General features: G+C 62.7%; 19 protein-coding genes. 9 read left to right on the top strand and 10 right to left on the bottom strand.

The window, feature by feature from the left end; all coding sequences use genetic code 11:
• Positions 1-66 precede the first annotated feature (66 nt).
• Positions 67-705: a GntR family transcriptional regulator gene (locus D2T30_RS05720; RefSeq protein WP_128208102.1), complete on the bottom strand. Its 639-nt coding sequence runs from the start codon at positions 703-705 to the stop codon at positions 67-69.
• Positions 706-1,198: 493 nt separating this feature from the next.
• On the opposite strand from D2T30_RS05720, the gene D2T30_RS23020 reads away from it, so the two are divergent.
• The 5 genes from D2T30_RS23020 (at position 1,199) to D2T30_RS05700 (ending at position 4,560) form a co-directional block, all read left to right on the top strand.
• The gene (locus D2T30_RS23020; RefSeq protein ID WP_164884224.1) at positions 1,199-1,351 is read left to right on the top strand and encodes a hypothetical protein; all 153 of its coding nucleotides are present in this window, start codon (positions 1,199-1,201) and stop codon (positions 1,349-1,351) included.
• A gap of 96 nt (positions 1,352-1,447) precedes the next feature.
• Positions 1,448-2,053, top strand: a complete 606-nt coding sequence (locus D2T30_RS05715; protein ID WP_128208101.1) for a nucleotidyltransferase domain-containing protein — start codon at positions 1,448-1,450, stop codon at positions 2,051-2,053.
• Positions 2,054-2,535: 482 nt separating this feature from the next.
• Complete coding sequence (locus tag D2T30_RS05710) at positions 2,536-3,408, top strand: DMT family transporter (protein WP_128208100.1); 873 nt, start codon at positions 2,536-2,538, stop codon at positions 3,406-3,408.
• Positions 3,409-3,629: 221 nt separating this feature from the next.
• Complete coding sequence (locus tag D2T30_RS05705) at positions 3,630-3,947, top strand: H-NS histone family protein (protein ID WP_128208099.1); 318 nt, start codon at positions 3,630-3,632, stop codon at positions 3,945-3,947.
• A 283-nt stretch (positions 3,948-4,230) separates the two neighbouring features.
• Positions 4,231-4,560 (top strand): WGR domain-containing protein, encoded by a 330-nt coding sequence (locus D2T30_RS05700; RefSeq protein WP_128208098.1) that lies wholly within the window; start codon positions 4,231-4,233, stop codon positions 4,558-4,560.
• A 147-nt stretch (positions 4,561-4,707) separates the two neighbouring features.
• Here the strand turns inward: D2T30_RS05700 and D2T30_RS05695 are convergent, their stop codons facing one another.
• The 4 genes from D2T30_RS05695 to D2T30_RS05680 all read right to left on the bottom strand — a co-directional run bounded on the left by D2T30_RS05695 (position 4,708) and on the right by D2T30_RS05680 (position 11,825).
• Positions 4,708-5,085 (bottom strand): winged helix-turn-helix transcriptional regulator, encoded by a 378-nt coding sequence (locus D2T30_RS05695; RefSeq protein WP_128208097.1) that lies wholly within the window; start codon positions 5,083-5,085, stop codon positions 4,708-4,710.
• Positions 5,086-5,214: 129 nt separating this feature from the next.
• A complete protein-coding gene (locus D2T30_RS05690) occupies positions 5,215-6,147 on the bottom strand; it encodes a DUF2493 domain-containing protein (RefSeq protein WP_128208096.1) in 933 nt (310 codons plus the stop codon).
• Between the two features lie 324 nt (positions 6,148-6,471).
• Complete coding sequence (locus tag D2T30_RS05685; RefSeq protein WP_128208095.1) at positions 6,472-7,512, bottom strand: DUF7146 domain-containing protein; 1,041 nt, start codon at positions 7,510-7,512, stop codon at positions 6,472-6,474.
• The gene (locus D2T30_RS05680) at positions 7,512-11,825 is read right to left on the bottom strand and encodes a strawberry notch family protein (RefSeq protein ID WP_128208094.1); all 4,314 of its coding nucleotides are present in this window, start codon (positions 11,823-11,825) and stop codon (positions 7,512-7,514) included. Before D2T30_RS05680 ends, D2T30_RS05685 begins: the two co-directional genes overlap by 1 nt.
• Positions 11,826-12,133: 308 nt before the next feature.
• Between D2T30_RS05680 and D2T30_RS05675 the strand changes: the two genes are divergently transcribed.
• Positions 12,134-12,874, top strand: a complete 741-nt coding sequence (locus D2T30_RS05675) for an SDR family oxidoreductase (protein WP_128208093.1) — start codon at positions 12,134-12,136, stop codon at positions 12,872-12,874.
• On the opposite strand, the gene D2T30_RS05670 is transcribed toward D2T30_RS05675, so the two are convergent.
• A complete protein-coding gene (locus tag D2T30_RS05670) occupies positions 12,797-13,345 on the bottom strand; it encodes a hypothetical protein (RefSeq protein ID WP_128208092.1) in 549 nt (182 codons plus the stop codon). The two genes, D2T30_RS05675 and D2T30_RS05670, sit on opposite strands and share 78 nt — an antisense overlap.
• 145 nt (positions 13,346-13,490) lie before the next feature.
• Positions 13,491-13,901: an antirestriction protein gene (locus D2T30_RS05665; RefSeq protein WP_128208091.1), complete on the bottom strand. Its 411-nt coding sequence runs from the start codon at positions 13,899-13,901 to the stop codon at positions 13,491-13,493.
• 165 nt (positions 13,902-14,066) lie between these two features.
• Between D2T30_RS05665 and D2T30_RS05660 the strand changes: the two genes are divergently transcribed.
• The 3 genes from D2T30_RS05660 (at position 14,067) to D2T30_RS05650 (ending at position 15,047) form a co-directional block, all read left to right on the top strand.
• Entirely contained in the window at positions 14,067-14,357 is a 291-nt protein-coding gene (locus D2T30_RS05660; protein WP_128208090.1) for a hypothetical protein, read from the top strand.
• A gap of 70 nt (positions 14,358-14,427) precedes the next feature.
• On the top strand, positions 14,428-14,715 hold the full coding sequence (locus tag D2T30_RS05655) for a hypothetical protein (RefSeq protein ID WP_128208089.1): 288 nt from the start codon (positions 14,428-14,430) through the stop codon (positions 14,713-14,715).
• Positions 14,715-15,047 (top strand): type II toxin-antitoxin system RelE/ParE family toxin, encoded by a 333-nt coding sequence (locus D2T30_RS05650; RefSeq protein WP_128208088.1) that lies wholly within the window; start codon positions 14,715-14,717, stop codon positions 15,045-15,047. The genes D2T30_RS05655 and D2T30_RS05650 overlap by 1 nt, the downstream gene beginning before the upstream one ends.
• Before the next feature lie 12 nt (positions 15,048-15,059).
• Here D2T30_RS05650 and D2T30_RS05645 read toward each other — a convergent pair whose 3' ends face one another.
• From D2T30_RS05645 to D2T30_RS05635, 3 genes are all read right to left on the bottom strand, one after another.
• The gene (locus D2T30_RS05645; protein ID WP_241651209.1) at positions 15,060-15,872 is read right to left on the bottom strand and encodes a DUF7007 domain-containing protein; all 813 of its coding nucleotides are present in this window, start codon (positions 15,870-15,872) and stop codon (positions 15,060-15,062) included.
• 77 nt (positions 15,873-15,949) lie between these two features.
• Complete coding sequence (locus tag D2T30_RS05640; RefSeq protein WP_128208086.1) at positions 15,950-16,387, bottom strand: hypothetical protein; 438 nt, start codon at positions 16,385-16,387, stop codon at positions 15,950-15,952.
• Between the two features lie 79 nt (positions 16,388-16,466).
• On the bottom strand, positions 16,467-16,931 hold the full coding sequence (locus tag D2T30_RS05635) for a hypothetical protein (protein ID WP_128208085.1): 465 nt from the start codon (positions 16,929-16,931) through the stop codon (positions 16,467-16,469).
• Between the last annotated feature and the right edge of the window lie 67 nt (positions 16,932-16,998).

Here is a 16,998-nt window from a genome sequence, read left to right as displayed (position 1 = left end):
GGTCACATTCCCTCCACTGGCGCAAGCCCTGCTGTAATATTATAGATATTCTGAAAGCGCGCGCTCTTAGACCTTGGCAGTCGCCTTTGCCTTGGGCCCGGTCCACTGCACATGCCGGGCCAGCACGGCACAGGCCGCCATCACATCCCCGGCCCGCAGCGCGGCAAGGATGGCGCGATGATCGCGGTCGGTCGGCGCCTCCCATTCCGCGCGCCAGCCTGAAAACAGGAACCGGGCACTGGCGGCATGCAAATCGTCAATACTACGCATGAGGCGCGGCATGGCGCAGGGCTCCAGGATCAGCCGGTGAAAGGCACGGTTTGCCTCCTCCCAGACCCGCACGTCGCGCGCGTGATCGCCCGCCCGCGTGGCCTCTTCCGCCTTATCCAGTATGGCGCGGGTCAGGTGCGGGGCTGCATTTCGCAGGGCGAGTGTCTCCAGCGCGGCCCGCATGTCGGCAACCTCGCGCACCTCGGCCGGACTAAAGCCCGCAACACGAACGCCCCTGCGCGGCTCGCTGACTGCCAGCCCTTGCGCCTCCAGCCGCCGGAAAGCCTCGCGCACCGGGACGTGGCTCGCACCGAACTCTTCGGCGATATGGTCCTGACGCAGCTTTTCACCCGCACCGATCACGCCTGTGATAATGCGCTCCGCCAATTCGCGACTGATCCTGTCAGCCAGAGTGTCTTTGGTTCCAACTATCATAAATTATAGATAATCTTAGGGTGACGATATGTCGAGAGGGAACGACTGGTCACGGAATGAAATGCGTACCTCGGTGGTGCTGCGGATTGGGTGGCACACCTATCGCCATCCGACAATGTCCGACACCCAACGACCATGCAATCTATGCATGACCGACTCCCAATCATGGCAGTAGTCTTGTCGTATCATCGATGGCACATATCTAGCTGATAGCTTTCCAGAGGCTCTCCTCCTCCCTGAGCCGCGGAAATCAGCGGGGATCCCCTCCTCCTCCCAGGGATCCCCGCGCCATCCAGGACCCGTTTTCGGAGTTTGGATAGGCCCCGCCGTCGTGGCTTAACCGCGCCTCCGGAGGCTTTCTCTCAGCACGTTCTGGGGAGTGGTTTCTACACGCATTTGTCTGCGAATTTTCAACAAAAATCAGGCGCGTCGTTGAGCGCCGAGTGGTTCCGGCGCCTCGGAAGCTTCGTTCAAAGCTTGTCCAGGTGACGACATGCCGGCTGATCTCCATGTGTGCTTGATCGCTTTTGCGCGGACCCTACGCGCGTTCTGGCTGGCCGCAGGCGGGATCCTTGCCAGCCTGATCGCCGCAACTGCAATGCCACGCATCAAGCAGAAGATTCGTGCAAGGGAAGGTGTCGCGTGATTTCGAGATACGGCTGGAAAGCGAGGCCAATATCCCTGAACATCGAGAGATAGTCCCATATGAGACCGTCCCGGTCCGGAAGAAAGTAACGACCCAATGCAGCCGCCGCCAGATGACGCCTGGGACCCGTGGGATCCGATTGATCTGCACAACCGACTGGGTGGATCTGCTGGCGACTGGTATGTTGTAGGAGGTTGGGCACTGGATTTGTGGCATGGTGCGCAAACCCGAGCGCATGAGGACCTGGAATTCTCTGCGCCCGCCAACCAGGCACAGCATTACCGCACCATCCTGTCGGATCTCGAGTTCTTTGCCGTGATGGACGGCAAGCTGAGTTCTCTTGCCCCTGCAGCTTCGCTTCCCGCGGATGTGTGGCAGCAATGGGGGGCGGATATGGATGCAGGGTGCTGGCGTGTGGATATGATGGTTGATCGGGGATCACCCGACCTGTGGGTCTACAAACGGGATCCATCCCTCACGATGCAGAGAGCGGAGGCCATTCGGACAACAGCTCGCGGGATCAGATATCTGGCACCGCATATCGTCCTGCTCTTCAAGGCCAAGCAATCTCGCGAGAAGGATCATGACGATTTCCGCAATGCGTTGCCCTGCTTGAGTTCTCGCGAGAAAGCCGATCTTCGCCAGTGGCTTGAGATATTGCACCACGGGCATATCTGGATTGATGCGCTGCAATCGGGCTGACCGTGAGTCACGTCGCACTGCGGGGTGAGGCCGGTGGCCCGGGACAGTGCTGGCGCCGCGAGAAGCACCAGAGCAAGGACCGACAACTCCGTCGCAAACCTGCGCCTTGCGATCGGTTGGGTCATAAATTCACGGCGATCAGGAGCAGCACCCAACCAGCGCGGCATGGGTATCTCCCCAAAAGCCTGGACCCAGGCACACCGAACCATGCCCGCATCCCGGACAGGACCGGATGATCTCTGCTCGATCATGGCTTTTCGGCAGAGCGAGCCGTGAAAAGCCGCCGGAAGCGGGAGTACAGATAGGCTATCGACTGAGTGGTAACTAGGGTTCCGGGTCGCCCATCATTGGGCCACTGCAGGACCGAGCGTTGCAGAGACCGGGGGAGTTCCCTGGCTGCACCCAAGGGATAAAAGCCCAGGGGAGGAGACGTCGAGATCAACCGCGCTGCCGGATGGGCCGGAGCGCATAAGGGGGTCTCAATGACACTTGCCGCGCTGTCTCTTGTCGTTCTCGCATCCTTCGTCCATGCAACCTGGAACCTGCTTGCCAAGCGGGCGGCTTCGGTCGGGCCGGTTTTCGTCTTCGCCTATAACCTGGTCGCCTGCGTCGCCTATGCGCCATGGGTGATCTGGTTGTTGCTGCATGGCGACATCGTCTGGACTCCCGTCGGCATCGGCTTCGTGCTGATCAGCGGGTTGATCCATCTGGCCTATAGCCTGTGCCTGCAGCGCGGCTATCAGGTGGCCGATCTGTCGGTGGTCTATCCGGTCGCACGGGGCACCGGGCCGATGCTGTCGACCATCGGGGCCTTCCTGATCTTTGGCGAAACGCCAACCGGATTGGGTTTGCTCGGGCTGGCACTGGTCGTCGCCGGTATTCTGTTGATTGCCACTCAGGGAAAACTGGCCGCCTTCACCCGCCCTGGCGGGCAGGCGGGGCTGCGTTGGGGCACCGCCACCGGCGCGCTCATTGCCTGCTATACGGTTGTCGACGCCTTTGCAGTGAAATCTCTCGGCATCGCCCCAGTGGTGCTGGATTGGTTTTCGAACCTGCTGCGATTCTGTCTTCTCCTGCCGCTGGTGCTCGCCAATCCCCGTCGCGCCTTCCAGGCGATGCGAGGTCATTGGGCGACAGCAATTGGTGTCGGATTGCTGTCGCCGCTTTCCTACATCCTCGTCCTCGCAGCGCTGACCGGCGGTGCACCGCTCAGCCTCGTGGCCCCTATGCGAGAGATGTCGATGATGGTTGGTGCCCTGATGGGAATGCTGTTCCTGCGCGAGGCCGTCGGATCCTGGCGGCTGGCCGGATGCGGGATCCTGATCGCGGGCGTTATCCTGCTATCGGCGTCTTGATCCCGACTCAGACATCTTTTGTGGGCAGCGTTCGATGAGCAGGAACGCATTCGCGAGCGCCAGTCTTTCCATCGTTCAGGATTCACTTGACCGTCAATCCTGAACGAGCCGAGAACGTGTACTCTTTGGCTGCCGCGCCCTGAACTGCCGCGAAAGCTGCGACACGATTGTCAGCCCGGAGGCGAAGCGTTAGGGTGCCGCTCGCAAAGGCCGGAGGTTCCATGCCCGAAATTGATTTCAATGCCCTCGATCTGTCGGAACTGAAAAAGCTCGAGAAGGATGTGGCCAAGGCAATCTCTTCTTTCGAGCAGCGCAGAAAGGCTGAAGCGCTTGCCGCACTTGAAGAACGGGCAAAAGAGTTCGGCTTTTCTCTCAGCGAGCTGACCGGCCTCGCTTCCGAGAAGACCCGCACCCCGGCAGTTGCAAAATACCGTCATCCGGAGAATCCGGCGCTCACCTGGTCGGGCCGTGGCCGCAAGCCGCAATGGATCATCGACGCTCTTTCGGCCGGCAAATCCCTGGGCGATCTTGCCATCTGAGGGCTGTCTCCCGGTCGGACTGGTGACACTCTTCCTGGGTTGACGGAACGACTGTCCTCATCGTGCGCGCACGCGGTGCTCTGCTGTGTCCGGATGTAATCCGTGGTCGGGCGGATGTACGTCTCATCGGTTGCCGGCCCGCAATCGACCTGTCTTTCGGGCTCCCTCCAAGCTCGTTCGGGCAATTGAACTCACCGAATTCATCACAAACGTGAATCCAGTCGTGCAATTCGATTCAGGAAAATCATTGGACGCTGATCATGGCGCCTGAGAGACTTCGGCCATGTCAAAGGAAGAACATGGCCCGATCTGCCTCAACCGCATCGATCCCGCGCAGAACATGCGACGGTTCTATTCGCTGACGATACAGCCAACCCTGTTCGGCGGGGTATCGATCATGCGTAATTGGGGGAGAATCGGAACGCGCGGGCAAGCGATGATGCAAACCTTCGATGACCCGCAGCAGGCGGCTGTTGCGCTGGAAAGACTTGCGTGCATCAAACGCAGTCGGGGATACTGCGACCACAGTCAGACCGGCGGGCAGACCGTTCGGAGGGGCACGCCGCCATTCGGGCCAGACAGTCGCGACAGCGATGCGGACAGCTTTCCCTGACGCATCGACAGGACAGGCATCGCCTTTCCCCCCTGGCCCGGAGAGCGCCAGGCCCGATGCCCACGCCGCCCTGAGAAAGAAGGAACCACATATGGCGCCTTCACCTCCGTCCCTTACTGATCGTTACTTCTACCTGCCCGAACCACTTCAGCGCCGGGATGTCGGGCGACTGCCAAGTTCATTCAATGCGTCTGAATTGCTGCGGCCCCAGGCATAGAGAAGCTCAATAGGCTCGATAAACCGCGTGCCAAGAGGTGTAAGCCGGTATTCCACCGCAGGCGGGACTGTGCCCTGCACATGACGTGTGACAAGCCCGGTGTTCTCCATCTCCCGGAGAGTCTGCGTCAGCATTTTCTTGGAAACGCCCGGGAGGCTGCGCTGCAACACGCCCGTGCGTGCGGCACCGTTTAGCCGGACATGAAGCACGTGCAGGATCATGCTGGTCCATTTGGTTGCGAACAGTTCGAGGACGCGACGCGGTGCGCAATCCTCGCGCCATTCTTCGTCAGATGTGCCTGCCTTCATGGTGGTTACCTCATGGTATCTATGTCCCGGAATGGTGCCTTCTGGAACGAACAATGGCGTTTGTCTACCCTATGGCCGAAACTGAAAAGGAACTTGAAATGTCGGGAACAGCCTTGGTGGTTGCGGCGCTTACGCGCCGCCTCCGATCCGCATGACCGGGATCCCGAGCTTGCGGGCCTTGTCTGCAAAATTCTCCTGGATACCGGTGCCCGGGGTGACCACGACGCCGATCGGCAGAACCTCCAGCATCGCGTCATTGCGCTTGAAGGGCGCTGCATTCTTGTGGCGGTTCCAGTCTGGCCGGAAGGCGATCTGACGCACCTTGCGATGATCGGCCCATTTCGCGGCAATCAGTTCGGCACCGCGCGGCGACGCTCCGTGCAGCAGCACCATGTCCGGATGCTTGGTGTGGATCTGATCGAGCCGGTCCCAGACCACGCGATGATCGTTAAAATCGAGACCACCCGAGAAGGCGATTTTCGGGCCTTCGGGCATCAACACCTCGGCCTCGGAGCGCCGTTTGGCGGCGAGGAAATCCCGGCTGTCGACCAGGGCTGCGGTCAGGTGGCGATGATTGACCATGGAGCCGGAACGCGGGCGCCAGGCTGAGCCAGTATGGGTCTCGAAAGCCTCGGCCGAGAGATCGCGGAAGACCTCCATTGCGCTCCTGCGTTCTACCAGGGTCTGACCCTCGGCAGTGATGCGCTCCAGCTCAACAGATTTGACCTCGGATCCGTCCTGTTCGCGCTGAAGACGGCGCTGCGCCTGTTCGTTGTCGTCGAGCTGGCGATCGATGCGGGCACCGGCGCGGTGGAAGAGATTGCCGATGCCCCAGAGCAGTTCCTCGAGATCGGGTTCAAGCCTTGTGTCGCCAAGCGTCGCGACCATGGCGTCGAAGATATCGGCAACGGCCTGGACCACCGCCTCGCCTTCGGGCATCGGACGCGGATCCGGCTCATCCTGACCGGGACGCCAGCCGTTCAGCTGCAAATAGGCGATCGCATGGTAGGTGGGGGAAGTGGTTTGGCTCGCCTCATAGCCGCCAAGGTCATCTGTGGTCATCGCGTGTCTCCTCGTATCGGCCGCGCCCATCGCGGCCTTCGACAGGCGACGGAAAGCCCATGGGCGGGCCGGACAGGCAGTCCGAGCGCAGCGAGGAACCTGATGGCCAGAGGCCGACTATTTTGCCTCGCGATGCAAAGCGCGGGCCCTCTGGCCCGCGCGGCGGAAAATAGTCGGGCGCCGCGCCATTGCCTGTCCGGCCCGCTTATGGGCCCGCTCGCCCTCTTCGAAGGCCGTGGGCGCCGCCCGGGCCTGGAGGAGATACCGATGACACGGACGCCGGGAGGGAGGGACGCGCCACACCCCTTCCCCCTTCAGGCATGCTCAGCCGGATGCGAAGCGCTGGAAGTCCCCGGGAATGAGCTGATCCTGCAACGAGATCCGCAGGGCGTCGCGGCCCAGCTGGCGCAGATCATCGTTGAAATCGCCGAGGGCAGGCAGCAAGGGCACCGGTTCGATCCCGGACTCGTAGGCTCGGGCGGCCAAGCGTTCCACCGCCCCCTCGCTCGCTGCGTCCCGCTCGCCGAGGATATAGAGGCGCTTCAGCCGCTCAGGCAGCAGGAGGGCGCCGAGGTGACCGGCGGAGAGGGCCGCGACCATCGGCAGATCCGGCAGCAGTTCACGCGCGGACAGGACGGATTCGATCCCCTCGCCGGCGGCGAGCACATCGCGGCACGCCCCGAAGCGCACGCCATGGCCCAGCAGATCGCCCATAGCGCGCCGGGGCGGATCCAGCGGGGCTTTGCCGGAGCCATCCCGCGCGAGCCAGGTGCGATGCGTGCCGGTCTGTCGCCCCTTCAGGTCAGTGATCGCTGCGAGCAGCGCGGGCCATTGCTCGGTCAGCCCACCGTCTTCCGGACGGTAGAAGCAGCGGGGGTGAAACCGCAGCGCCGGAAGATGCCCGAGATGGGTCAGAGCCCGACCGCGCAGATAGGTTTCCGCGAGACTGCCACCAAAATTCTGCGACATGCGGAAGAGTCGGCGCGCAGCATCGCCGAATTCGGAAGCGTCCCGGTTCAGGCTTGCAGGGGACGGGCGACGTGACGGCTCCGGATGCGGCATGCCGAGAAAGCGGGTCGCCTCATTGGCCACGTCGCGGAACTCGTGCAGCCCGCAGCGTTCTCGGATGATATCGAGAAGATCCCCATATTCGCCCGTTTTTGCGTCCTGCCAGCGCCCGGCCGAGCCCTTGCCGCTCTCCGGCCCCGTGAGACGAACGAACATGCTGCGCCCTGGTGAATTATGGACGTCGCCGACAATCCAATAGCGACCGGTCTTGCGACCGGCCGGGAGGTAGTGGCGGCACACCGCCTCGGCCTGTCGGCCGAGACGGGTTGCCAGCTCTGATGCGATGAGACGCGACATCAACCTGCCTCCCGTTCCGAGATGCGCCGGATCGGCCAGTGCTCGAAGAGCTTGCCGAGGACCGCGACGCCGCTGGTATCGGTGGGCACGAACATCCGCAGCTTCCAGCTGATGATCTCGTGGAAAAGACCGTATGCGGTCAGGCGCTGACGCATCTGGTCGGTGAAGCCGGAAAGCTCGATCCGCCAGGCGCCCATCACCCGGCTGCGGCGCAACTGCAGGCCTTCCTGCAGATCGACCAGGGTTTTGCCGTCGTTCAGCGCGGCCAGAGCCTGTTCCGGCGTCAGCGAGGACACCCCGACCGTGCTGGCGGATGCCGCCCAGGCCGGGGAGACCCGTCGGCCGATGATCCGCTCGCCCTCGTCGGTTTGCAGCCGGTAGACCCGGGTGGAATCCTGCGGCAGGCGCTTCCAGATCGGAAGCAGGAGGCCCGTCACCATATGCAGGACGGCTTCCGAGAACTCCGGAACTTCCGCGATCTCAGCCTGCCAGGCCTTACCGAAGCTTTCCGGGTCAGCGGCAATCCAGGCGGATTCCTCCATCCGGTTGATCGGCAGAGTGAAGTTTTCCATCGGACGGATCAGCCGCACCCGCCGGATGATGTCGCCATCATCGAGCATGATGCTGGTGGCAGGGATCTCCACCGCCGCACGACCGGAACGCTCATTGATCAGAAGTTGCGCCTTCGGTTCCTGTTCGAGCCAGCCCATAGCCTCGCTGATCCCGACCGGCTGGTTGCGCTCGCGCTGCCGGATCGTCAGCAACCGGGTCTCGGCCCCGGTGCGGGGATGGGTATAGATCACCTGGCGATCCGTGACCTCGAAGCTCTCGGCCATCAGGGTTTCCAGCCCCATATCGTAGATGCCGGCGGCGATGGCCCCCTCGATCTTGGCGGTGAGCAGCTGCTCGAAGGCGGTGAAGAGCACGCCCTGCATCTCGATGGTCAGCGCCAGCAGCCGGTTCAGGAAGGTGGTGATCGGCGGCAGGTCATCCTTGATGCCATTGTCATCGGCGAGCTTCAGCCCGGTGATGGCCTCGAAACGCTCGAAGGAGCAGCCCTCGACCTTGCCGCGGTAGAGCAGGATATAGAGCTGGCGCAGCGCGTCGCGGGCATAGGGGCTTTCCAGATTGTCCTCGGCCCGGAACAGACCCTGCCCCCCGGTCTGGCGCTGACCACGGGTGATCGCCCCCAGAGTGTCGAGACGGCGCGCGATGGTCGAGAGGAAGCGCTTTTCGGCTTTGACGTTCGTGGCGACGGGCCGGAAAAGGGGCGGCTGCTTTTGATTTGTCCTATGCGTGCGCCCGAGGCCCTGGATGGCGGCATCGGCCTTCCAGCCCGGCTCCAGCAGATAGTGAACGCGCAGGCGCTGGTTCTTTGCGCCGAGGTCGGCGTGATAGCTGCGTCCGGTGCCACCGGCATCCGAGAAGATCAGCACCCGCTTCTCATCATCCATGAAGGCCTGGGTCTCGGTCAGATTGGCCGCGCCGGAGCGGGACTGGACGATGAGCCTTTCTCCCTTGCGCACGATGCGCCGCGACCGCCCGGTGACTTCGGCGACCAAATCGGTCCCAAAATGCTGGATCACCTGATCCAGCGCCCCCGGCACCGCCGGCAGGCTGGCGAGATGGGCGATCAGCTCATCGCGTTGCGCGACCGCTTCGCGGCTTTCAACTGGCTGTCCGTCGCGGGTCACCGGCCGCGAGAACATGTTGCCTTCGGCATCGGAATAGGGCTCATAAAGCTGAACCGGGAAGGAATGGGCGAGGTACCCCAGGACGTACTCCCTGGGCGTGATATCAACCCGGACGTCATTCCATTCCTCGGTGGGAAGCTCAGCCAGGCGCCGCTCCATCAGCGCCTCGCCGGTCGAGACGATCTGAATCACAGCTGAATGGCCCGCCTCCAGATCGGCCGTGACCTGCCGGATCAGCGTCGGCGTCTTCATCGAGGTCAGCAGATGCCCGAAGAAACGCTGCTTGCAGGATTCAAATGCCGAGCGTGCGGCGGATTTGGCCTGACGGTTGAGCGTGCCGGTCGATCCGGTGATATTGGCCGCCTCCATGGCCTTATCGAGATGGTTGTGGATCACCATGAACGCCTCGGCATAGCTATCATAGATCCGGATCTGCTCCGGGGTCAGCTCATGCTCGAGCAGGTCATATTCGACACCGTCGAAGCTGAGCGAGCGGGCGGTATAGAGGCCGAGGGCACGCAGGTCCCGTGCAAGAACTTCCATGGCGGCAACCCCGCCGTCCTCAATGGCCGCCACGAACTCGGCGCGGGTCGAAAACGGAAAGTCTTCACCGCCCCAAAGGCCGAGCCTCTGGGCATAGGCGAGATTGTGGACGGTGGTGGCCCCGGTGGCAGAGACATAGACCACGCGCGCATTCGGCAGCGCATGTTGCAGCCGCAGGCCCGCCCTGCCCTGCTGGGACGGGGTGACATCGCCGCGTTCCCCCTTGCCGCCGCTCGCATTGGCCATGGCATGGGCTTCATCGAAGATGATCACCCCGTCGAAATCCGCGCCGAGCCAGTCCACGATCTGCCGCACACGGGATTTCTTCTCGCCGCGATCATCGCTGCGCAAGGTCGCGTAAGTCGTGAAGAGGATGCCCTCGCTCAGGTTCACCGGCTTGCCCTGTGGAAACCGCGACAAAGGTGTGATCAGCAGCGGCTCCATTCCGAGATCGCTCCAGTCTCGCTGCGCATCCTCGAGCAGAGGCTCGGATTTGCTGATCCAGACGCCGCGACGCCGCCCCTGCAGCCAGTTGTCGAGCAGGATGCTGGCAGCCTGACGGCCCTTGCCGACACCGGTGCCGTCACCGATCATGGAGCCACACTGGAACCGGACCGTCGTCTCCGCGCCTTCAGGTGCGGCTGTCACCATGTCGAAACCTTCATCGACCAGCCAGGAGCCAGGCAGACGCTCGCCATGGGCTTCGCCGGCGTAGATCACCGTCTCGAGCTGCGGCGCTGAAAGCCTGTCGCGGATATCGACCGGCAGTAGGGGGCGGTAATCCGGCTTGGGCGGTGCGACCGAGGCCATGGCGGCGGATTGCACCAGTTTCGTCGGATGGGGTTTTGCACCGGGGATCGCGATAGTCTGAAGCTGGTATTCCTCATAGATCGCCTCGGTCAGCCGCGCGGCATCATCGGGCTGCCAGTCCAGCTTCTCATAGGCGAGCAGTTCGGCCGCCGGATCGGCGGCAGTCTCATTCACCTTGCGCAGGGGGCGAGGGGGCCGCTTTGGACCAGCAGCGGCAGTCGCGCGAACCGGGCGTACGGCTGCGACCAGAGCCGGAAGCTCGACCGGCGCTCGTTCGGGCAGCCGCTCCGCAATCCAGCCAAGAAGCGTTTCGACATCGGGAGCCTGACCCGGGAAGGTCGGGAAGGAGCCAGGATCGGTCGCCGGCAGTTTGTCGATCACCGTCAGGCGGGTGTCGAACGTGGTGCCGTGCTTCGCATAGACCTTGCCGTCGACGGCGGCGGAAAAGACCACGCGGGCTGTTTCTTGCAGGCGAGTGAAGGCATCCCGCCAGTCCGGATGCTCCGGCGAGAAACCCGCGCCGGTGATGGTGACCAGCCGACCGCCGGGGGCCAGGCGGGCCAGCGCCGAGGAAACATGGCGCAGGGTGGTATCGGCCACGCGGGTCTGCACATTCGCCATCACCGAGAAGGGCGGGTTCATCAGCACGACGCTCGGAACCATCGCGGCTTCGAGATGGTCATGGATCTGGGCCGCGTCGAAGCGTGAGACCGGCGCGCCCGGGAACAGGGCATCGAGCAAGCCCGCCCGCAGATCGGCCAGTTCGTTCAGCATCAATGTGCCGCCGGAGAGTTCGGCGAGGATCGCCAGCAGCCCGGTCCCGGCCGAGGGCTCCAGCACCCGGTCGGCGGGCGTGATCGCGGCCGCTGTCACCGCCGCGAGGCCGAGGGGGATCGGCGTCGAGAATTGTTGCCGGGCCTGCATCTCCTCGGACCTCCGGGTCTGCGATGGCAGCAGGCCAAGGATGCGGGTGAGCAGCGGCAGCAGCGCGGCGGTCGATCCAGCTTTCTGGCGCAAAGCGCGGCCGTATTTGCGCAGGAACAGCACCGTCGCGGCCTCAGTAGCCTCGTAGGCTGTCTTCCAGTCCCAGGCACCGGTGCTGTCGGAATCGCCAAAGGCGGATTCCATTGCAGCGCGCAGGATGGTGGCATCGATCCTGTGCCCCTGCTCGAGATGGGGCAGAAGATGTTCGGCGGCGGTCATCACGGCCTGTGCAGGCAGGGCAGCGCGAGCCGCCGCCGGGGCGACGGGGGGCATCATATTCATCGGGAAACCTCAGGAGAGCGAAACGGGATCAAACCCGCGCGGCGCTCTCTCTCGACCGCACGGGCTCAAACCCTTCCAGGCCACCTCTCTCCCTCTCACATTGAGCGCTGGAAGCCGGATGTCGAAGCGCCTTGCCGGAGGCAAGGGGCCTATGACGATAGGGTCAGGTTGCCGGCTTCGGTGGGCGGTCGCGCAAGGTTGCCCTCGGTCACGGAACGGGTCAGGCTCGGCATATGAGGCTGGGAACGACCAACGGGTTCGCTGTGCAGACGGAGCGGTCACTCAATAATATTAAGGAATGAGGAAGTATGGGACGGTTTGAAAGCAAGACAGTTCTGATCACAGGTGGCAGCAGCGGCATGGGCCTCGCGGGTGCACGCCGCATCATCTCTGAAGGCGGTAAGGTCATTTTAACAGGTCTCAACGAAGCGCGACTGCGTTCCGCTCAACAAGAACTGGGGGACCGCGCCATCGTCATCAGCAACGATGCCGCTGACCCTGACGAAAGCGCTAAGCTGGCCGATCAGGTTCAGGCACATGCTCCCCTGAATGGCCTATGGCTGAATGCGGCTTTTGCTTCGTTGGCTATGCCTGAGCAGGTAAATGCCGCTTCTTTTGACGCGATGATGGCCACAAACGTGCGAGGGCCGGTCCTTCAGTTGGCCAAACTTTCCGGTATGTTGGCCCCGGGTGCGTCGGTTCTCCTGACGGCATCAAGCTCGGCCTATGAAATGGCGGCAGCGACAAGTCTGTATAGCGCGACCAAAGGCGCGGTTATTGCCTTGGCAAGAAGCTGGGCCACGGCTCTCGCGTCGCGAGGCATTCGGGTCAATACGCTCGTGCCGGGTCCAATCGAAACGAATTTCCGGAGCTTCCTGCCAGACGAAGCAAAAAGCGGGTTCGAGGCCTTTGTTGTCAGTCAAGTACCTCTTGGCCGTGCGGGAACCGCTGATGAGGCAGCTGCTGTCGCCCTATTCCTGCTTTCTGATGACGCGTCCTTTGTCACCGGAAGTCAATATGCGGTTGACGGCGGTCTGATTATGCATTGACCGAACGCTAAGAGGGAAAAAGCCAGGCCAGGGCTGTGCCGTCCGGATCAGCGGCCAGTTGCGGATTCTGCAGGGATCCTCAAACTGCTCGGCGATGAAGGGCGTGATGCCGTGATAATCCCGGAAGGCTTGCAGAAATATCTCGGCATCACCGTCTTCCTCCAGCGCGAAGACGGACCCGTCGGGCGAGACATGCGAGCAGCTAGAGATACGTGTCGGGTTCAGACCATAAGCGCGGTATCTCTCGGCCGCGATCAGCAGCCAGCCATGACCGGGATCCGCGACGAAGGTGAGTTCCGAAGCCGGCGACCGGGAGAGGGTGAAATCATCGCCGTGGCAACCAGCGCAGTTGACGGGCCGACGGGTGGATCGGATCTCGTCGTGGCAGGTGGTGCAAACGAAGGGGAGAGTGATCTCGAACGGTGCGACCTGCGCGTGAGCGAGGGCTGTTGAACGAATTTGTGCGGTCATTTTGGCAAACTCCGGAAGGGGATGATATCGAACCGGCGATCTCTCTCGGTCTCCAGGCTCATCCCTGTCCGACCTCCCTCTGCCTCTGGGTCGGCAGCCGAAAACAGCGAAAGGCCCCGCCTTTCGGCGGGGCCGGGAGCCTGCTTCAGTCGATCGCCTGGAATATCTCGGGCGCTTCCGGGTGATCCGCCGCGTATTCGTAGAGCCGAAGATAGGCCTCGCCGAAGCGATCATCCTCAAAGCGGAAGCTCAGATGCGAGAGCGCGAACATCGTGGCAATGATGCCGGCAGCCTCGGCCGAGACCTCGCCTTCGTAGCCGTTCCCCTCCCAGCTGATCCGGAACCGGGGCTTCGAGGTCGGGGCAAGAAACAGCGGCTTGCTGTCGAGTTCATGGAACGTCCAGTAGCCCCCGCCGTAGTCGAGCGGGCTCAACTGCTCCATGAAGGCATAGACCATATTCTCCGAAATAATCAGCCGGTTAAGGCCGAAGAGCTCAGGCAGGAAATTCTGGCGCTTCTCGTCGGGCACAAGGGTCGCGGTCTGTTGGTCAAGCATGGGAATCTATCTCCGGGGAGAGCAGGACAGGAGCGAGCCGCGCGGCGCTCTCCCTCGCTGCCCCGGCTCAAGCCCCTCCCGGCCCGCCTCTCCCTCTTGCCGCGGAGTTGATTTTGTTCCCTATATGTTCTATATTGAGATCATGCCCAATCAGGGAGATTCCCAATGGAGACTGCTGCCTTTGCTCTTCCCGTAACCCCGCGCCAGATCGCCTATGCGAAGTCTCTGGCCCTGCGGAACAAGACGCTGTTGCCCTGGGATGTTCAGCAGGACCGGCTGTCGCTCAGCGCCTGGATCGAGGCGCAGGCGAAGCTGAAGCCTGTCGTCGGAACCGAACCCACATCTAAACAGGTCGCCTTCGCCGAGCGCATCGCCCGGATCAAGCGCCGCGCCGTTCCGGATGAGTGCTTTCGCGACCGGCAGCTGCTCTCGCGCTGGATCGACAGCAACCGGTGACGACGGGTTGTTTGAATTTTGGCCTGATCTGCGCTACGGTGCTCCAATGGACCACCGCAGAGGGCAGATCATGGGCGTGCACAAGCAGAGCGTCAGCTTCACCGACACGGCCTTCGACTTTGCGCGCGAGCTGGTGGAGAGCGGAGAGTATCCAAATGTCAGTGCCGCCGTCTCGGGTGAGTTGGCACGCGCCAAGGCAGGACGGGACAGGGATCGCGCCCTCTTCGAGGCGGAGGTTCAGCGCCGTCTGGCACTGCCCCTCGATCAATGGGAACCGGTTGGCAATCTGGACGGCATGACCACGGATGCGCGCGCGCATCTGGCCACTCGTGCAAAAGCCGGTGGCTTTTCCGGCTGATGCGTCTGATCCGTCACCCGCTGGTCGGTCAGGATCTGATCGCGCTTGTGGACCATATCGTGGAAGTGACGCAGGGCGATTTCGCAGCCGCTACGAGGCGGCTGGACGAGATCGATGCCATGCTCGCGGATATTGCAGCCAATCCGAAATCAGGAATGCGACTGCGCGGCCCGCTGCAGGGCTGGCTGGTGCGTCATGGCGGTCAAGGGCACCGTCTCACGATCGTGTTCCGCACGGATGCGGATCACGATGCGATCTATGTCGCACTGGTTGCCTTTGGTGGCCAGGACTGGATGACCACTGGCACCGGGCGACGTGATTGGGGCCAATGATCCCCGGTCTTTTCACGGTGAACCAGCCGCGCCCGATCTCCAGCCTGCGAAGCTCGATGGTCCATCATATGGCGGGTATCTGGCCTCATCGACGATGAAACCAAAGGGCCCGGCATGGTATTCCACCGATGGCAGAAGGAACCGCCTGCGGTCGGCTCCCTCACCGCGCGCCCCGCCACGCGTCGCGATGACTTCGGTGAATCCAATCTGCTGATTTGACCGGATGGCCGAGATCACGATCCAGTCCTTGTCGTGGGTGCGCTCGAAAATCTCCCGGTCCCGCTCGCGGGATTCCCCCGGCTGAAGTTGCCGACCGTGGATTGCCTCCCAGGCATCCGGCCACCAGTTCCGGATTGCATCATCTGCCAGCCTTCGCTCGAAAGTGGTGAACAGGTCAGGAAAGGTGATCGCGATGATCGCCCATTCGCAATCCTCTTCATACCAGCCAGAGTCCTGCCGCAGGGCAGTGGGAATCTTGCGGTTCAGATCCGGCGCGATGTGGAAACCACCATGGCTCGCGGTCGAATGGGCAGTGACACCATCGGAATAGCGCGTCGCCCCCTGCGACGGCCCCCAGGGTGTGCTGGCATGAACGAAGACATCTTGCCGGCGCAGTGCCGCCTTCTGCCGCTGATGTTCGGCATTCTCCGCGACAAGAGCCCGAAAGGCAGCCTCATCGGCAAGGTCACCGCCATGACCATAGAAGTCGTTGCGGCTCCATTCGGCGAGCGGCCGGGTCAGCCGCCAGCCATTTGCGAGATAGAAGCTGCCATCGACTTTCGCGACCATGGCAAAGCCGGTATCGCCGACGCGCGCGACCAGCATGCCGTCACTGCTCCGACCGAATTCCACGACAGGGACGCCTGCGGTGCGGGACGGGAATGGAGTGGAGACTGTGCTGCTCATTGGGCCAGTGCCTCCAGATCGTCGAGATCGCCGCCCGCCAGAGCGACCGCAAGCCACTCCTGGGTGCTGATCCAGCCCACCGATTTGCGCGCGGTGAGGTCGATGACATGCGCGCCGCCCCCGAATGCATCGATCCTGGGGGATAAACAGATGTTCGCCCAGTCGAATCCCCACATTCCCGAAAGGTCGAGGTCTTCGGCGAGACGCAGAACAAAGGCGATGACACCATCAATGTCGCCATAATCCCCATCGTGGATCCAAAGGGCAGAGGCGCCCGGTTCATCGACGATCAGAACGTCAAAGCCTGAGAATTTCGGTTCGTCGGCCTCTTCATCCTCGGCGCGCAGCCGGGTGAAGAGTTCCATGGCCTGAGCGGCCTTCTCGGGGCTGCCCGTATCCAGCAGGCAAGAGAATTGCGTGTAATAGTTGGCCATGATGGCTCCTTTCGAGATGTGAAAAGACCCGGCACAGGGGCCGGGTCCGGTTGGGTTCAGGTTGTGGTGAAAGGTCGGGCTAGTCCGTCGGTGACGTGTCGACCCCCTCGATGACCAGGGGTGGCAACGCGATGTCGGCTGCGTCGAAATGGGCAAGGATCGCTTCAATCGAGCCGAGCTTTTCCACCACCTGCCGCGAGACGACGATGTCGTCGTCCTCGTCGGCCGTGAAGGACGTCGGCTCCCCCTCACCGGTGAAGACGATCCGCTCAGGGCCCCATTCGCCGGCACAGCCGCCGCACCAGCGGGAGAAGGAAAGTTTCTTCCCGATGCACCATTCTTCCAGATCGTCGAAGCTGCCCCAGGCAACATCGTGGGCATAGAGGCGGAGGGGCGCGCCGGGGGTGCGATCTGACGGCGCGAAGCGGGATCCGCCCCATTCCGTCGACAGACCTTCGGCGGCCGTAAGCGCTGCCAGTTCGGTGTAATCAGCTGCGGTGAGCGTTCCCCCGATTGTAATCGAGGCGGGAACACGATCAGCCATGACGTATGTCCTTTCCGGATGCGAAAAGGCCCGGCACAGGGGCCGGGCCTTGGGTTGAGGAAGGGGT

It is taken from the genome of Paenirhodobacter populi, assembly GCF_004022215.1.
Taxonomy (GTDB): domain Bacteria; phylum Pseudomonadota; class Alphaproteobacteria; order Rhodobacterales; family Rhodobacteraceae; genus Rhodobacter; species Rhodobacter populi.
This window is presented reverse-complemented; position numbering and strand designations above follow the sequence as displayed.

What these genes read in the sequence shown, in the direction of transcription:
- D2T30_RS05715 (WP_128208101.1), top strand. Translation starts at nt 1,448, where the DNA reads ATGCAGCCGCCGCCAGATGACGCCTGGGACCCGTGGGATCCGATTGAT.
- D2T30_RS05720 (WP_128208102.1), bottom strand. Translation starts at nt 705, where the DNA reads ATGATAGTTGGAACCAAAGACACTCTGGCTGACAGGATCAGTCGCGAA.
- D2T30_RS05675 (WP_128208093.1), top strand. Translation starts at nt 12,134, where the DNA reads ATGGGACGGTTTGAAAGCAAGACAGTTCTGATCACAGGTGGCAGCAGC.
- D2T30_RS05710 (WP_128208100.1), top strand. Translation starts at nt 2,536, where the DNA reads ATGACACTTGCCGCGCTGTCTCTTGTCGTTCTCGCATCCTTCGTCCAT.
- D2T30_RS05635 (WP_128208085.1), bottom strand. Translation starts at nt 16,931, where the DNA reads ATGGCTGATCGTGTTCCCGCCTCGATTACAATCGGGGGAACGCTCACC.
- D2T30_RS05685 (WP_128208095.1), bottom strand. Translation starts at nt 7,512, where the DNA reads ATGTCGCGTCTCATCGCATCAGAGCTGGCAACCCGTCTCGGCCGACAG.
- D2T30_RS05650 (WP_128208088.1), top strand. Translation starts at nt 14,715, where the DNA reads ATGCGTCTGATCCGTCACCCGCTGGTCGGTCAGGATCTGATCGCGCTT.
- D2T30_RS05670 (WP_128208092.1), bottom strand. Translation starts at nt 13,345, where the DNA reads ATGACCGCACAAATTCGTTCAACAGCCCTCGCTCACGCGCAGGTCGCA.
- D2T30_RS05690 (WP_128208096.1), bottom strand. Translation starts at nt 6,147, where the DNA reads ATGACCACAGATGACCTTGGCGGCTATGAGGCGAGCCAAACCACTTCC.
- D2T30_RS05705 (WP_128208099.1), top strand. Translation starts at nt 3,630, where the DNA reads ATGCCCGAAATTGATTTCAATGCCCTCGATCTGTCGGAACTGAAAAAG.
- D2T30_RS05700 (WP_128208098.1), top strand. Translation starts at nt 4,231, where the DNA reads ATGTCAAAGGAAGAACATGGCCCGATCTGCCTCAACCGCATCGATCCC.
- D2T30_RS23020 (WP_164884224.1), top strand. Translation starts at nt 1,199, where the DNA reads ATGCCGGCTGATCTCCATGTGTGCTTGATCGCTTTTGCGCGGACCCTA.
- D2T30_RS05665 (WP_128208091.1), bottom strand. Translation starts at nt 13,901, where the DNA reads ATGCTTGACCAACAGACCGCGACCCTTGTGCCCGACGAGAAGCGCCAG.
- D2T30_RS05695 (WP_128208097.1), bottom strand. Translation starts at nt 5,085, where the DNA reads ATGAAGGCAGGCACATCTGACGAAGAATGGCGCGAGGATTGCGCACCG.
- D2T30_RS05680 (WP_128208094.1), bottom strand. Translation starts at nt 11,825, where the DNA reads ATGAATATGATGCCCCCCGTCGCCCCGGCGGCGGCTCGCGCTGCCCTG.
- D2T30_RS05655 (WP_128208089.1), top strand. Translation starts at nt 14,428, where the DNA reads ATGGGCGTGCACAAGCAGAGCGTCAGCTTCACCGACACGGCCTTCGAC.
- D2T30_RS05640 (WP_128208086.1), bottom strand. Translation starts at nt 16,387, where the DNA reads ATGGCCAACTATTACACGCAATTCTCTTGCCTGCTGGATACGGGCAGC.
- D2T30_RS05645 (WP_241651209.1), bottom strand. Translation starts at nt 15,872, where the DNA reads ATGCTGGTCGCGCGCGTCGGCGATACCGGCTTTGCCATGGTCGCGAAA.
- D2T30_RS05660 (WP_128208090.1), top strand. Translation starts at nt 14,067, where the DNA reads ATGGAGACTGCTGCCTTTGCTCTTCCCGTAACCCCGCGCCAGATCGCC.